The sequence below is a fragment of the Luteitalea sp. genome (assembly GCF_044337415.1).
Taxonomy (GTDB): Bacteria; Acidobacteriota; Vicinamibacteria; order Vicinamibacterales; family Vicinamibacteraceae; genus Luteitalea.
Genome location: NZ_JBIINP010000047.1, coordinates 1 through 15,125, shown reverse-complemented (window position 1 = coordinate 15,125; position 15,125 = coordinate 1). Strand labels below are relative to the sequence as shown.

Genomic DNA, 15,125 nt, shown 5'->3' with positions numbered 1-15,125 from the left:
GACGGCCCGGCTCAGGGCTCCCGGCGCACGGCGCGGGCGAGCGCCCAGGCACCGGCGCCGAGGGTCGCGAACGCCGCGATCCACAGTGTGACGAGTGCGCCGGTCACCTCCGGGGCGCGTACGTCGCGGTAGCCGTGGCGCGGCAGCGCCTTCCAGTCCACGGCACTCACCGGTCGCCCGTCGAAGATGGCCGGCAGGAACTCACGCTTCAGCGTCTCGTGATACGTGGCCACCGACTGCAGGTAGCCCAGGTGACTGTCGAGGTCGGTGCGAGCCACCTGGTTGAGGGCGAGCTGGAAGACGGCAGGCGGAAACGCGCGCGCCAGGCGCCGGCTCGTCTCGCGCCGACGCTCGAGCGCGGCGACGTACTCCCTCGCCGCAGGCGCTGCTGCGTCATCGCCCGCCTGTTGCATCGCGTAGTACCACGCGTTGGAGTACGTGTTGGTCGGCACGTCGGCACCCGCGAACTCAGGGTAGTGCCGGTAGAAGGCCGCCATCGTCTGGGCGAGCGGGCGGTCCCAGGCGGCGTGGTAGCCCTGCCGCTGCCGGACGGTGAGCTCGAGCGCCTGGGGCAGCGGGTGGCGCGCCGAGACGACGGTCGTGATGAGGCCAGGGCCGACCAGGGCCAGCAGCAGCCAGGCGCCCACCAGGACCAGCGCGTTCACCTGCGACGAGTAGCCCCGCGAGACCACGAGCAGGGCCATGCCGCTCCAGAACAGCACGTGCGCGACGGTCAGGGCGACCACGGTCGCGATTCGGCCATCGAGGGGCAGTTGCCACCAGGCGACGGCGACGCCGATCAGCAGCAGGCAGGGCAGGAGCGCGACGGCGACGCGGACGGCGCAGGTGAGGCCGAGCAGGCGCCAGGGGGAGGCGGACTGCGCGCGCACGAGCGCCCAGGTGCCGGACTCGCGGTCCTCCGCCCAGAGTGAGTGGAGCAGCGCGATCACGAGCAGGGGCGACAGCCAGGCGAGGACGAAGGCGGCATCGAAGTGGCCGGCAGCGACCAGCAACGGATTCACCAACTCGCCGGCGTACAGCTGCCCGTGCAGCGCGAGCAGGCGGATCTTGAGGTTGTACGGCTGGACGTCGCGCAGGCCGAGCGCGAACGGCGCCCACCGTCCGGGCTCGTGCCGCGTGTGGAAGTGCAGGTAGTAGAGCTGATCGGCCGCCCTGGCCGTCGGCGCGACGTGCCTGAAGACCGCCGCGTGCTGCTCGGCCTCGAGGGCAGGGCTTGCCGCGAGCGCGACGTGCTGCCGCGCGATCACGACGTGTCCGTACCACAGCCCGAGCAGCCCGGCGAGCAGGAACACCATGAGGCTGGCGCGAGCCGTGCGGGTGTCGAGCAGGGCCCTGCATTGCAGTCGCACGATGCGGGCGAGTGGCAGGCTCACGACGATGCCCCTCGTGCGCTGCGGGCGGCGCGCCAGAGCAGCACGGCAGCCAGCATGGTCCAGCCGACGACGATCAGCAGCGGGGTCGGCCGTGCCCGCAGGGCCTCGTGCAGCGTGGGGTGGCCGGCGACGAACGGCGGCAGGTCCTGCCAGTGCGAGGCGTCGATGCGTTGGCGTGACGGCGCATCGCGCTCGCCGCTGCCGGCGTAGCGGTCGCGCGCATGTTCGACTTCCGTCGCGTGCAGCGTGTTGAGGGCCTGCACCAGCGTGTAGCGATACCGCTCGGCGTCCTGATCGAAGGCCAGCGTGTGCGGCAGGTCGGTGCCGGTCAGCGCCATGGACGCCTGCCGCATCGCCACCAGCGGACTCAGCGCCGAGGCCGCGTCGAGCACGCCCATCTGGCGCCGGTACGTCGCCACGAGGGCCTGCTGGTGCGCCTCGAACGCCTCGCTGGACAGGCGCTCGCCCTCCTGCGTGACGATGCCGTTGTAGTTGACGGGAAGGTCCTCGACCCGCGACACCCCGTAGGCCGCGAGCGTCTCGCGGCGCAGGGCCTGGAAGCGCGGGTCGTCCGGATCGTGACTGTCGCCCAGTTCCCGCAGGCGCCGCTCCACGCGCGCCTCGAACTCCGCGCGCGGCGGCACAGGATGGAGGCTGGCGGCCACCATCGGCGCGAGCCGCGGCACGACGATCCAGAGCAGCACCCATGTCGCGAGCAGGGCCGACACGGCGCCCCGCGAGGTCGACTGGCGGGCCGACACGACGATGGCGATGGCGGCGCATGCGGCCAGGTACGCCGCATGCAGGATGGCCAGCATCGCGGCGCGCGCGGCCGTGTCGCCGTCGAACGTGATGTCCGAGACCAGGGCCAGCCACGCTGCCGCCAGGGCCGTGCTCGGGAGCAGCACGAGGGCCGTGATGCCGAGGGCCCCGAGCCACTTGCCCCAGAGGATGGCTGGCCACGATGCGCCCTGGCAGAGCAGGAGCGGCAGCGTGCCCGCCTCGCGCTCGCGCGTGACCAGCGTACCCGCGACCCCGAACACCAGCACCGGCACGAACACCTGCAGCACCACGGCCATCGTCAGGTCACCGACCCGCCGGAGCCCGTCCGATTGCGAGGCATCGCTGAAGGTCGCGCCGTTCTGGCGATGGGCCTCGAGGAAGATGGTCGAGCCCGCGTGGTCCTCGAGCCCGCTATCGAAGAACCCGAGCGGGGAGGGCGGCCGGAACACCAGGAAGCCGTAGTGCGCCACCCGGTGCGGATGGCGGTCGGGCTGGTCGCGGAACTGCGAGGCCACCGTCGCCTGGTAGGCGTCGCGCTGCTGGCGGGTGGCCTGGTGCCGCTGCGTGCCGATCATCGTCGCCGCGAGCATCAGTGCGGTCGCGGCCGCCGCCAGCACCCACACCAGGCCCGATCGCCACGCCAGCCGCAGTTCGTGGCGGGCGATGCGGAGGGCCGAGTTCACGGCGTCGGCTTCCCGCCGCGGTGGTTGAGCATGAACAGGACCGACAGGGTGCGCGGCGCACCGGGGACGTTGCCGACACGGCCGGCAAACAGCGAGAAGGCGGCGTATTCCTCGTTGAAGATGTTGTCGGCGCGCACCTGCAGGCGGATGCTGCGCGTGATCTGCTGGAACACGTGCAGGTCGACGACCGTGTAGGCGGGGGCGACGAGGTTGGCGAAGGGCTCACGGCGCCGATCGCGGTACTCGACCGCGCCGGCGACCGACGTGCCGAACGGCAGGTCGACGCGCGTGAAGAGGCCGAACATGTTCGGGGCGGCGTTGGGCATCGGCTGCCCGACCACCGACGGCGTGGGGTCCTCCTCGATGCGGGACCGCAGGTGCGTGTAGTTGACGGCCACGTTCCACCAGGGCGTCAGCTGCCCGGCGAGGTCGAGCTCGAGGCCGCGATTGCGCACCTGGCCAGTGGCCAGGACCGCGTTGGGATTGGTGCCGTCGGGCCCGAAGTTCGGGTCCGGGCGCAGCACGTTCCGCTTGATCGTGTCGAACGCCGCCAGCGTCACCTGCGCCTTGCCCCCGAACAGGTCGGCCTTGGCGCCGCCCTCCACCTGGCGCGACGTCTCGGGATCGTGCGGGCCGTTGGCACTCGGCGCCTGCGACAGCACGCTGGCGCGCGTGAACCCGTTGGCCACGTTGCCGTACAGCGAGATCGGCTCGGCCGGCTTGAACACGACGCCGAGGCGGCCGGTGACGGCGCGCTGGTCGGTGTCGAGCACCACGTTGGTCCGATCGAGGCCGTCGTCGTCGTAGCGGTCGAGGCGGGTGCCCACGAGCACGCGCCAGCGGTCGCCGAGCGCCATCAGGTCCTGCACGTAGAGACCCGAGCGCAGGCTGTCGGCGACGTCGGTGCCGAAGCGCGACTCCGGGACGGTGTACTGCGGGGTGAGGCCGTACACCGGCGACTGCAGGCTCAGCGGCAGCACCGGGCCGCCCGCGCTCGCCTGCGGCAGCGTCGCGGAGCGGAAGGTGTGGTCCTGGCGCACGAACTCGACGCCGGTGGCCAGCTCGTGGCGAATCGGACCGGTGGTGAACGGCACGATCGCGCCGCTGGCGATCGTCCAGTCGTCGTTGGTCCGCAGCTGCACGCGGTAGTCGCGCTGCATCAGCGTGCCGCCGGCAATCAGGCCGCGCGGCTCGTGGTACGACTCGCGCCGGTCGTAGGACAGCGCGCGCACGGTGGTCTCGAGGCGGATCCCCCGCCCGAGCACCTGGTCCCAATGGGCCTGGGCGACGTTGGCCTCGAGGTCCGTGTAGTCGCTGGGCTCGGTGGCCGTCCACCGGATGTCGGCGAGGAAGCGGCCCGCCGGGTCCACCGGGACGCCCCGCAGGCGGTGGCCCTCGTTGCGCTGCCAGATGTACTCGTAGTCGAAGGTCAGCGCCGTGTTGGCGTGCGGGCGCCACAGCAGCCCGCCGACGCCGTGCCGGTTCTCGGTGGCCGCGTTGAACCGGTTCACGTCGCGCTGCTCGAAGAAGAAGGCGCCGCGTGCCAGCAGCGTGCCCTTGGCGTTCAGCGGGCCGGTCACGTCGACCTCGGCGAGGCGCTGGTCGAAGTTGCCCGTGGCGGCGGTGAACCGCAGGTCGAAGCGCTCGCGCGGCTTTCGGGTCACGTAGTTGATCACGCCGCCGGGTTCGCTCGATCCGTACAGGACCGACGCCGGCCCCTTCAGCACCTCGACCCGCTCGACGTTGGACAGCCGGAACTGGCTCGTGCTGAAGCCGGCGCCGTTGATGTCGCCGTCGAGGCTGCCGTACGGGTTGCCGCGGACGCCGTTGATCAGGACCTCACGCTGCGTGAAGCCGCGGACGACGGTCGACGAGTACGAGCTGTCGCTGACGCCCGACACGTGCTTGTAGATGTCCTTGGTGTCGAGCGCGCCGATGTCGGCCAGGAACTGCGCCGGCAGCACCTGGATGGCCTGCGGCACGTTGAGCAGGCGCTCGGACGTCTTGGCCGCCGACGCGGTCGCCTCCACGTAGTCGCTGAGGCGCCCGAGCACCGTCAGTTCCTGACTCACCCGCGGCGCGAACGGCAGCTGGATGTCGAGCGTGACCGTCTCGCCCGTCCTCACCGTGACCGGCTGCGACAGGGGCGCGTAGCCGTCGCGCAGCACCACGACCGTGACGGCGCCCTCCGGGACATTGGCGAGCGTGAAGGCGCCGGTGGCGTCGGTGCTGGTCTCGGCGGTCCCCTCGGCGACCAGCACCCGGGCGCCCGTCACCGGGACATCGGTGCCCGACACCAGGACGCGGCCGGTGATCGTGCCGGCCGCGAGCGCCGCCGTGGGGCAGGCCATCACGAGGGTCAGGAGCAGCAGGAGACGACGGAGCATGCCGGCCAGCGTGCCCACGGTTGGCGTCGCGTCCGCGCGGCACTTCACCAGCGGCCGCGTCGGCCCGATGAACGGTGCGGGGAGGTCGATGAATGGTTGAGCCAGCGCGCCACACGGCTGGACGCCCGCGCCGACCGGGCGTCGGGCCAGGGATGCCGCCTGAGCCTCGACGGCGACCACTGGTGGACCGCCCGCGCCCGGTCGTGTTCGTGGGGGAGCCATTCGTCGGGTCTGCATGGCCGCGCTGCCGAGGGACGGCTACCGTCGGGGCATGCCGAGCCGCCGCTCCCTCATCGTCGTGGCCCTGCTTGCGCTCCTCGGGGTGCCAGGCGTCGCGAGGGGCGTGGAGCCGTTCCGGTTGGGCGACCTCGTCGTGGCGCCCGGATCGGTCGGGCATGGCGTGCTCGCCGTGCCGGCTGGCAGCGACGGGGCCACCGAGATTCCCGTGTCGGTGATCCACGGCGCGCAGCCCGGACCGGTGCTCGCGCTCATCGCCGGCGTGCACGGTGCCGAGATCACGCCCATCCTGGCCCTGCAGGCGTGGGCCCCGCGAGTCGACCCGGCGGCCTTGCGCGGCACGGTGGTGCTGGTGCGCGTCGCGAACGTCGAGGCGTTCCTCGCCCGCAGCGTCCGCGTCAACCCGGTCGATCGCAAGAACCTGAACCGCGTGTTCCCGGGCCGGTCCGACGGCAGCGTGACGGAGCGGATCGCGCATGTCCTGTCCACGCAGGTGATCCCGCGCGCCGATGCCGTGGTGGACATCCATTCCGGCGATGCCCACGAGGACCTCCGCCCGTGGACCGGCTACTACGCGAAGATCGGCGGCGCTGCCGTCATCGCGCGATCGCGCGCCATGGCCGTGGCCTTCGGTGTGCCGTATGTCGTGGAGTTCCCGTTCGCCCCGCGCGACGAGGAACCGGCCCTGTACACCGGGGTGGTGGCGGTGCGGCGCGGGATCCCGGCGTTCGACATCGAGGTGGGGCGCCTGGGCAACGTGGAGCCCGACCTCGTCGACCTCGTCGCGGGTGGGCTCGACCGCCTCACGCGGCATCTCGGCATGCGGGACGGCGCGCTACCGCCCACGCCCGGACTGCGGTTCGTGCGCGAGCGCGTCAGCGTCTCGGCCGAGGCCACCGGCATCTTCCACGGTCGCGTGCGCGCCGGGGAAGAGGTCGCCGCGGGAGCGCTCATCGGCGAGATCACCGACTTCCACGGCCGGCCAGCGGAGCGCGTCGTGGCGCCGCGCGCCGGGCACGTGCTCTTCGTGCTGGCCACCCCGGCCGTCTCGCGTGGTGAGGCCATCGCCACGATCGCGACCGCGGTCCACCAGGAACCCTGACCCATGCTCGAGGCCATCGCCCTCACCAAGCGCTACGGGACGCACCTGGCGCTCGACCGGCTCACGCTCACCATCGCGCCGGGGGAGGTGTTCTGCCTGCTGGGCGCCAACGGCGCCGGCAAGACCACCACCATCAACCTGTTCCTCGACGTGGTGCAACCGTCCTCGGGTGTGGCGCGCGTGAACGGGCTCGACGTGGCCACGCACGCGGCGGAGACGAAGGCGCACCTGGCCTACATCCCCGAGACGGTCATGCTCTATCGCACCCTGACCGGCGTGGAGAACCTCGAGTACTTCAGCGCGCTGGCCGGGCACGGCGAGTACGGCCGCGACCAGTTGCTCGACTTCCTGGCGCGCGTGGGCCTGCAGCGCGAGGCGGCCGACAGGCGCGTCGGTGCCTATTCGAAGGGGATGCGCCAGAAGGTGGGCATCGCCATCGCGCTGGCCAAGCGCGCGGGCGCCCTGCTGCTCGACGAGCCGACCTCGGGGCTCGACCCCAAGGCCTCCAACGAGTTCTCCGTGCTCCTGCAGCACCTGAGCGGCGAGGGCGTGGCGGTGTTGATGGCCACGCACGACCTGTTCCGGGCCAAGGAGTCGGGCACGCGCGTCGGCATCATGAAGCACGGCTGCCTGGTGCAGACGATCTCGACCGACGACATCGGCCACGCCGACCTCGAGCGCCTCTACCTCGAGCACATGCACGACTGACGGTGGCCCCGCGGCCCGCCCCGGCCGTGCGCGGCAGGGGCTGTCACCTGACGCGCGCCGACCGCATCCTCTGAGCAGCGGTGCGCAGTGCTGACCCGGCCACTGGTAGTCCGGGCGCCGAGCCCGCCGCCGAGTCCGCCATGACCCTCGCCACGCTCGTCCTCGCGCTCGCGATCTCCCCCGTCCTCTCCGGCCCCGATCTGGAGCGCGAGGCGCGTGTGGTCGACGCGATGCTGATCGCGCCGTGCTGCTTCAGTCAGCAGGTCTCGGTGCACCAGTCGCCGGCCGCCGACGAGGTCCGCCGCGATGTCCGTCGTCGCCTGGCCGAGGGACAGTCGCGCCAGCAGATCGTCGATGCGTACGTGGCGCAGCATGGCAAGCGCATCCTTGCCGTGCCTCCGGCCGAGGGCTTCGACCTCACGCTGCACCTGATGCCGCTGGCGCTGCTGCTGGCCAGCGTGGGGCTGGCGCTGGCGATCGTCCGCCGGTTCGGCCCGAGCACGTTGGCCGCGGCCGCTGTCCCCGGGCCACCGGCCGGAGGCAGCCGTGGGCTCGAGCAACGGCTCGACGAGGAACTGCGCGACCTCGACTGAGCCGTCGCCTGTCGTTGGTCACGGTTTCCGGATCGCGCAGATGCCGGCCCCCCATGACCCGTTCCGTGCCAAGGAGTCGGGCACGCGCGTCGGCATCATGAAGCACGGCTGCCTGGTGCAGACGATCTCGACCGACGACATCGGCCACGCCGACCTCGAGCGCCTCTCCCTCGAGCACATGCACGACTAGCGCAGGCGCGTGGCGACGGCGTTGGTGCCGGCCGCGAGGGGCACGCCCCCGGCATTCGAGTACATCGCGCGCTCCACCACGATCTGAGGCGCCGGCGCCTCGTCGGTCAGCCCGAGTGCGTCGACGACCACGCCGAAGCGTCGGCCCTCGACCACGTCGCCGAAGTCGGGGCCGATCGCCGCGTTGGTGCGCGCCTGGGCCAGTAGCGGGTATTCACGCGACGTGCTCGTGCCGTCCTCGAACAGCAGCGTCACGCGCGCCCTTCCGCCGTACGCGGACGCGTTGGCGATGAGCACGTAGGTCTGCAGGCCGCGCGGTCCGCCGACCTCCCCCTCGGCCAGCGCCCAGCGCGTGCCCGAGGCGATCGCCCCCGCCGAGTTGTGGGCCTCGTGCCAGGTGTCGCCGCTACCGGGCCACCACATGGCGCGCTCGACGATCAGCGGCACGCCGTTCAACGACTCGACCGAGGTCGAGAGCGCCACGTCGGCAAGAGGCTCGCCTGGCACGCCAGGAATCCTCTCGCGGTCCACCCACACGCTCGTGCGCGCACTCGCCGGGGCGACGATGTCGTGCACGTAGGTCTGGCCCGAGTCGAGCAGGTAGGTCAGCCTCACGGCGGCGTCCCTGGCGTCGGGGTTGGCGATCAGCACGAACTGGTCGAAGACGGGACCGGTGCGCCCCTCGGCGAGGAACCACCGCGTGGCGGGCGTGGTCACGCCCATGCTCTCGTGGCCGGCATCGAACACGCGCCCGTGCGTCGATCGATACATCGCCCGCTCGACGATGATCGGGGTCAGGTCCGCCGTCTGGACGACGGCGCTGATTTCCGCTGCGGCAAGTGCCTGCCCCTCGCCCGCGAACTCCTCGACGTTCACCCAGATGTTGGTCCGCGAGCGGGGAGGCAGGGGGTACGTCTTCTCCAGCGGCGCACCAGCGGCGCGCAGGTACCGCACGCGCGCCGTGGTCGCCGTGTCGCCCGGGTTCTGCAGGAGGTAGAAGAGGGCGAAGCCGCTGTGCGTCGCGCCCTCGGCGAGGTACCACACGGGCGACGGCGACGTCGCGGCGGTCTCGGCGTGCGAGCCGTAGCCGCTCGCGTCCCAGGTCATCGTCCGGTCCACGACGAGCGGCTGTGACGCCGAGACGCTGGTCGAGAACTCGGCGGCGGCCAACCCGGCGACCGTCCTCGGCCACACCGTGCGGCGCGTGCGCGCCGGCAACGACACCACGAGCGACACCGGCGCCTGCGCGGCCTGCGCGAACGTGAGCGTCGCTGCGGTGGCGACGTCGCCAGGGTTGAGCAGCGCGAGTTGGGTGTCGAAGAACGACGACGTCGCGCCTTCGGCCAGGAAATAGCGGAAGGTGTCCGCGGCCGTCTGCGCCGTCACGGTGAAGGCGAAACTGCGCTCGGCGACCTGCCCGTCGGGGTCCGCCACGCGCACCGTGATGACGGTGCTGCCCACCTGGCCGGCCGCCGGCCTGATCGTGAGGGCGCGTGCCGTGCCGAAGCCCATCACGCTGACGCCGTCGGCGGCCACCACGGCCGTGCTCGACGAGGCGGTCACCACGAGGGCGGTGGCCGGAGACTCGGCATCGGCGACGCCCACCGTGATCGTGCGTGGCGTGTCCGGAGTCGTGACCACCGGTTCGATGGCCGTGATCGTCGGTGCCGTGCCGACGAGCCATGGCACGAGGAAGCCGGCCGCGGCGCCGAAGGTGCCGCCGGTCGAGGCCGACGAGGCCACGGGCTGGCCAATCGCGCCCACGAGGGCAAACGTCCCCCCGGCGCTGTCGCCGCCGCCACCCGCGATGGTGGCGCGGTCCACGGTCGGCGGTGCCTGCGCGGTGGCCATCTGCGGCAGCACCGACACCATGCCTCCGCACACGGCGGCGAGCCAGAGCTTGCTGTGCCGTCCCATGCCTGGCCGCCTACGGGCAGGTACGCGCCGCGAAGGCGGCGTCGTAGGCGCCGATGCAGGTGATCGGCGCCGCGAGCGTCCCGTCGATCATCGAGTGCGCAGCACGGATCGAGCCGCCGTCCGGATCGGCGGCCACGGCGGCGGAGATGCGACTGTTGCGCACCTGGATGATGCCGGGGCCGGCAAGGCCCACGGCCGGCTGGCCGCCGCCACTCGCCTGCACGTCGGCGTCCACCAGCACCACCCCGCCGAGCAACGCGCCGGCCTTCACGCCGATCGCTTGTTGTCCACCGCCGCTCCGGATCCTGACGCCGTTGAGGAAGACCTCACCGGCGTAGATGAGCACCCCGTGGACAGAGAGCCCGGTGCTGTTCGAGGAGAACGCGTCGAGACGCCCGCCTTCGACGTGCACCTGATAGCCGGAGGTGAGGATGGCCTGCCCGCCGACCGTGGTGGCGCTCACCAGGATGTCGGACTGCACGAGGCGGACCGTGCCTTCATAGTGGTCCAGGCCGATGGCGGTCTGTCCGCCGAATCCTGTGCTTCGCAGTTGACTGTCGCGCACGTCGAGCACCACGCCACGGGCTTCCACCGCGGCCATCGAACTCGCGTCCGTGACCGAGATCCACACGTGGTCGAGCGTCGTGTCGACCGCAGCCGTGCCGGTGTAGTAGCCGACGACGCGTGCGCCCCCGAAGCCGTTGGCCTCGATCGTCAGGTACGAGACGGTGCTGCCATTGGCGCCAGACACCGTGGCGGGACCGCTGCCGCCGTTGGGGGCCGAGATCACCGTGATGCCCGGTCCCGCGCCGCGCAGCGATACGTAGTCCTTCAGCACGACTCGCTCGGTGTACGTCCCGGGCGCGATGTACACGAGCCAGGGTGTGCCGACGCCCGCCGTCGTGATGCTGTCGACGGCAGCCTGGATGGTGGTGAAGTCGCCCCCGCTCTTGGCGACGGTCACGAGGTTGGCGAGCGGCGTCCCCTTCGCGCTGAACGTGGTGCCGGTCAGCGCGAGGCCGGTGCCCGCCGTGTAGGTCGTGTCGTTGTCGCCATCGTCGAGACCGGCGGGCCGGTTCTGGACGATCGACCAGGGCACGCTGGTCAGCCCCACGTCGTCGCCGTCGGCCAGGCCGCTCGGCACGCCGGTGAGGCCGCTGAAGGGCGCAGACGCGGCCGAGGCCGCGTGCAGCGCTGCCGGCGTCGGGGTGACGGGCTGCCGTGGCGACAGCAGGGTCGCGCCGACGGTCACGTCGAGCCAGCGCGCCTGCGTCCACGACACCGGCCCGAAGTCGAGCGTGACGGTGAACACGCCCTGGGTGACGACCACGCCGGGGACGACGAGCGTGGGGCCGACCTGCGCTCCACCTGTCTCGGCATCGAAGAGCCTGAACGTCAGCGCGTAAGTGCCGGTTGCCGGTTGCCCGGCCTCGACGAGCCTGCCCTGGTAGGTGAAGGCCGTGGGAAGAGGGGCGGCGAGCGCGGGCGCAGCGCCGGCGAGCAACAGGGCGAGCGCACACCTCGCGGCGACGCGACGAAGGGACACGGACACTGGGGCCTCCGCGATGGCGGTTCGTCGGGCGGCGCGCCTGTCCACGCACGCCACTGCGGCGCTCCCGCGATCGGGACAGCGCTACTGCCCCCCAGTCATCGTCTTTGGTTGGTGTTTCTTGAGTCCCTGGGCAATCCGGGAGGTCGGAGCCGTCCCAGGCCCCGCGCGGACACAGGGAGGCGGGGCCTGCGCGCCCCGTCTCCCTCCCCTGGCCCTACTTCTTCCAGATGGCCCCGACCCCGGCCTCCCACAGCGCCTTGTTGAAGGCCGGAAGGTCCTTCTGCTGCAGGTCGTCGGCGCGCGCCTTCAGGCCCGCCCACTGCTTCGACAGCACCTCGAGGCGATCGAGCGACGGCTGGTTCACGCGCGGCAGGTCGCTCTCGGTCTGGTTCAGCATGAACAGCCAGTTGGCCGTGAACCCGTTCGGGAAGTTCTCCACGTCGTCGTAGGCGCGCGACCGACGCTGCACCATCTCGCCGTCCCAGGCCTTCAGCTTCGTCACCAGCGCCTCGCCGTCCTTCTTCAGCGCGGCGTGCTTCTGGTCCGACGGCAGCTGCGCCAGCAGGCCTTCGAGCTGCACCCGCGCCTCGTAGAGGCTGTTGACGGTGCGGTGCATCGTCGCCACCTCGCCCTCGAGGCGTGTCATCAGCGTGTCGTACTCCGTGTAGGTGGCCGGAGTGATCGTGTAGAGCGGGTTGGGCAGGATCTGCGCCTTCACGCTCGACGACTGGTCGCCGCGCTTCAGGGTCGCGGTGTAGGTGCCAGGTACCGCCTTGTGCCCGCTGAAACTCGACTCGATGTACACGTTGGGCACGCCGGGCATCGTCGAGTGCCGCATGTTCCACACGAAGCGATTCAGGCCGACCTGCTTGGTGAGCGTGGGCTCGGGCCGCGGGCCGCCGTCCCAGCGCTTCGCGTCGGACTTCTTCGACGAGAACGTGCGGATCACCTTGCCCGATCCGTCGGCGATCTCGAGCGTGACGTCCTCGTCCTTCTTCAACTCCGGGAGCCGGTAGTAGAGGACGACGCCGGTGGCGGGATTCACGCCGGTGAACGTGTCGGCGCCGGTGAACTCGTCGTCGGTCCTGTCGAGCGCGCTGCCGCCGTTGACCAGGTAGGCGGGCGACGGCTCGTACAGCCCGAACGTGGGCGCGTCCTTCTTGTACTGCCGCAGCACCGAGAGGTCGTCGAGGATCCAGAACGAGCGCCCCGACGTGGCGGCGATGAGGTTGCCCTTGTGGACGCGCAGGTCCGTGATGGGCGTCATGGGCAGGTTGCGCTGGAACGGCACCCAGTCCTGGCCGCCGTTCCACGACATGTAGAGCCCGCGCTCGGTGCCGGCAAACAGCAGGTCGCGCCGCGTCTCGTCCTCGCGGACCACCCGGGTGAAGGCGCCGTGCGGGATGCCGCGATCGATCTTCGTCCACGTGGCGCCGTAGTCGGTCGTCTTGTAGAGGCCGGGCGCCTGGTCGTTGAACTTGTACCGCGTGGTGGCGATGTAGGCCGTGCCCTTGTCGAAGGGCGACACCTCGATGGCGTTGATCAGGCACTCGGCGAGGCCCTTCGGCGTCACGTTCTTCCACGTGGCGCCGCCGTCGCGCGTCAGGTGCACCAGCCCGTCGTCGCTGCCGGTCCAGATGACGCCCTTCTCGTGCGGCGACTCCATCACGTACGCCAGCGTGCCGTAGTTCTCGGCGCCGACGGCCTCGTTGGTGTACGGCCCGCCGGGTGTGTCCTGCTTGGCCTTCTCGTTGCGGGTGAGGTCGGGGGAGACCTCCTTCCACGTCTTGCCCATGTCGGTGGTCTTCAGCAGCACCTGGGCGCCGTGGTAGAACGCGCCGCGTTCGTGGCGGCTGGCGATGATCGGGGCGTTCCAGTTGTACCGGTACTTCATGTCCTTGGCGCTCACCCCGAGGTACTGGATGGGCGCGGCCATGACGTTGGTGCCCGCCTTCGCCTTCGTGTCGAGCACCTCGATGGTGCCCTGGTAGCTGCCGCCGAGTACGTATCGCGGGTCGTCGGCATCGAAGGCGAGGAAGGCGCTCTCGCCGCCGGCCGAGGCCGTCCAGTCGGACTCGCCGATGCCGCCGGCGCCGAATGCGCGGCTGGCGATCGACACCGACGTGTTGTCCTGCTGCCCGGCGTAGATGCGGTACGGGAACTGGTTGTCGACGCTGATCCGGTAGAACTGCGCCGTCGGCATGTTGGACTGCGAACTCCAGCTCTTGCCGGCGTTGAAGGTGATCGCCGCGCCGCCGTCGTTGGAGATCACGAAGTTGTTCGAGTCTGCCGGGTTGATCCACAGGTCGTGGTAGTCGCCGTGCGTGCCCGAGAGCATCGACCACGTCTTGCCGCCGTCGGTGGTGCGCAGGGCCGGGGCGCTGAGCACGTACACCGTGTCCTCGCGGTTCGGGTCCACGAACACCTCGATGTAGTACCAGGCGCGCTGCACCAGTCGCGGATCGCTGGACGCCTGCGACCAGCTCTTGCCGGCGTCGGTCGACACGAACAGGCCGCGGCCCTCGTCCTTCATCGAGTCGCCCTCGATCAGGGCCCACACCTTGTCGGGATTGGTGCGGCTCACGGCGATGGCCATCTTGCCCATCTCGGTGGGCAGGCCCTTGGTCAGCTTCTGCCAGGTCTCGCCCGCGTCAGTGGACTTGTAGAGCCCGCTGCCGGGGCCGCCGCTGGTGATCTTCCAGGGCTGCCGTCCGTGCTCCCACATCGCGGCATACAGGATGCGCGGGTTGGTGGCATCCATCGACAACTCGGACGCGCCCGTCTTCTCATCCACCTTCAGCAGGTGGCGCCAGGTCGTGCCGCCGTCCACCGACTTGAACACGCCGCGCTCGGGCGAGGGGCCGTACAACTGCCCCTGCGCGGCCACGTACACCACGTCGGGATTGGTCGGGTGGACGATGATCCGGGCGATGTGCTGCGTGGCCTCGAGGCCCACCCTCTTCCACGTGCGACCCGCGTCGGTGGACTTGTACACGCCGTCGCCGCCATGCGTCATCACGCCGCGCACGGCGTGCTCGCCCGAGCCGACGTAGATCACGTTGTGGTCGCTGCCGGCAATCGCGATGGCCCCGATGGACGCCGTCTGGAAGTACCCGTCGGAGATGTTCTTCCAGCTGAGGCCTGCGTCCTCCGTCTTCCACAGGCCGCCGCCGGTCGTCCCCATGTAGTAGGTCTGGGTGTCGCCGGGGACGCCGACCGCCGCATTGGCGCGTCCGCCGCGGAAGGGACCGATGCCACGCCACTTCAGCACCGACAGGGCCTTGTCGAGGTCGTCCGCGGGGGGCTGCGCCGGCGGCGCCTGCGCGGATCCATGAGCGACGAGAGACAGCACGAGAGCGATCAGCGCCACGAACTTGGTCACGTTGACGGGTTCCTCCGGCAGAGAGCGTAACCTACAGGCTAGGGGGCAGTCTCCGACCGCGCCGTTCTCGAGAGCGGCGGGGTGGGACACCCCGCCCTACCCTGGCGGCGGGGGCACACGCCACGCCTCACCCTCTTGCCTCGCATGTCCGTGCCGCTCTCCCGCATCGACACGATCCTCGACCTGATCGACCCGACG

The 15,125-nt window shown here is 71.2% G+C and carries 10 protein-coding genes; 4 read left to right on the top strand and 6 right to left on the bottom strand.

The window, feature by feature from the left end; genetic code table 11:
• Positions 1 to 11: 11 nt before the first annotated feature.
• From ACIRDX_RS09855 to ACIRDX_RS09845, 3 genes are read right to left on the bottom strand one after another with little or no spacing between them, the layout of a single operon-like run.
• The gene (locus tag ACIRDX_RS09855; RefSeq protein WP_396625246.1) at positions 12 to 1,394 is read right to left on the bottom strand and encodes a DUF3526 domain-containing protein; all 1,383 of its coding nucleotides are present in this window, start codon (positions 1,392 to 1,394) and stop codon (positions 12 to 14) included.
• Positions 1,391 to 2,860, bottom strand: a complete 1,470-nt coding sequence (locus ACIRDX_RS09850; protein ID WP_396625245.1) for a DUF3526 domain-containing protein — start codon at positions 2,858 to 2,860, stop codon at positions 1,391 to 1,393. Before ACIRDX_RS09850 ends, ACIRDX_RS09855 begins: the two co-directional genes overlap by 4 nt.
• The gene (locus ACIRDX_RS09845; RefSeq protein WP_396625244.1) at positions 2,857 to 5,247 is read right to left on the bottom strand and encodes a TonB-dependent siderophore receptor; all 2,391 of its coding nucleotides are present in this window, start codon (positions 5,245 to 5,247) and stop codon (positions 2,857 to 2,859) included. Before ACIRDX_RS09845 ends, ACIRDX_RS09850 begins: the two co-directional genes overlap by 4 nt.
• Before the next feature lie 271 nt (positions 5,248 to 5,518).
• Between ACIRDX_RS09845 and ACIRDX_RS09840 the strand changes: the two genes are divergently transcribed.
• The 4 genes from ACIRDX_RS09840 (at position 5,519) to ACIRDX_RS09825 (ending at position 8,077) form a co-directional block, all read left to right on the top strand.
• On the top strand, positions 5,519 to 6,586 hold the full coding sequence (locus ACIRDX_RS09840; RefSeq protein WP_396625243.1) for a M14 family metallopeptidase: 1,068 nt from the start codon (positions 5,519 to 5,521) through the stop codon (positions 6,584 to 6,586).
• 3 nt (positions 6,587 to 6,589) lie between these two features.
• Positions 6,590 to 7,294, top strand: coding sequence for an ABC transporter ATP-binding protein (locus tag ACIRDX_RS09835; protein ID WP_396625242.1), 705 nt, complete (start codon positions 6,590 to 6,592; stop codon positions 7,292 to 7,294).
• 140 nt (positions 7,295 to 7,434) lie between these two features.
• Positions 7,435 to 7,887: a cytochrome c-type biogenesis protein CcmH gene (locus ACIRDX_RS09830; RefSeq protein ID WP_396625241.1), complete on the top strand. Its 453-nt coding sequence runs from the start codon at positions 7,435 to 7,437 to the stop codon at positions 7,885 to 7,887.
• A gap of 40 nt (positions 7,888 to 7,927) precedes the next feature.
• On the top strand, positions 7,928 to 8,077 hold the full coding sequence (locus tag ACIRDX_RS09825; protein ID WP_396625240.1) for a hypothetical protein: 150 nt from the start codon (positions 7,928 to 7,930) through the stop codon (positions 8,075 to 8,077).
• Here the strand turns inward: ACIRDX_RS09825 and ACIRDX_RS09820 are convergent.
• From ACIRDX_RS09820 to ACIRDX_RS09810, 3 genes are all read right to left on the bottom strand, one after another.
• Positions 8,074 to 9,993 (bottom strand): hypothetical protein, encoded by a 1,920-nt coding sequence (locus ACIRDX_RS09820; RefSeq protein WP_396625239.1) that lies wholly within the window; start codon positions 9,991 to 9,993, stop codon positions 8,074 to 8,076. The two genes, ACIRDX_RS09825 and ACIRDX_RS09820, sit on opposite strands and share 4 nt — an antisense overlap.
• Positions 9,994 to 10,003: 10 nt before the next feature.
• Positions 10,004 to 11,545 carry a hypothetical protein gene (locus ACIRDX_RS09815; protein ID WP_396625238.1) on the bottom strand — a complete coding sequence of 514 codons (1,542 nt, stop codon included), beginning with the start codon at positions 11,543 to 11,545 and terminating at the stop codon, positions 10,004 to 10,006.
• Positions 11,546 to 11,759: 214 nt separating this feature from the next.
• Complete coding sequence (locus ACIRDX_RS09810; RefSeq protein WP_396625237.1) at positions 11,760 to 14,927, bottom strand: WD40/YVTN/BNR-like repeat-containing protein; 3,168 nt, start codon at positions 14,925 to 14,927, stop codon at positions 11,760 to 11,762.
• Positions 14,928 to 15,125 lie beyond the last annotated feature (198 nt).

Bases quoted from the DNA above. Each gene is read 5' to 3' on its own strand.
- ACIRDX_RS09845 (WP_396625244.1), bottom strand. From the start codon at position 5,247: ATGCTCCGTCGTCTCCTGCTGCTCCTGACCCTCGTGATGGCCTGCCCC.
- ACIRDX_RS09840 (WP_396625243.1), top strand. From the start codon at position 5,519: ATGCCGAGCCGCCGCTCCCTCATCGTCGTGGCCCTGCTTGCGCTCCTC.
- ACIRDX_RS09835 (WP_396625242.1), top strand. From the start codon at position 6,590: ATGCTCGAGGCCATCGCCCTCACCAAGCGCTACGGGACGCACCTGGCG.
- ACIRDX_RS09830 (WP_396625241.1), top strand. From the start codon at position 7,435: ATGACCCTCGCCACGCTCGTCCTCGCGCTCGCGATCTCCCCCGTCCTC.
- ACIRDX_RS09825 (WP_396625240.1), top strand. From the start codon at position 7,928: ATGCCGGCCCCCCATGACCCGTTCCGTGCCAAGGAGTCGGGCACGCGC.
- ACIRDX_RS09820 (WP_396625239.1), bottom strand. From the start codon at position 9,993: ATGGGACGGCACAGCAAGCTCTGGCTCGCCGCCGTGTGCGGAGGCATG.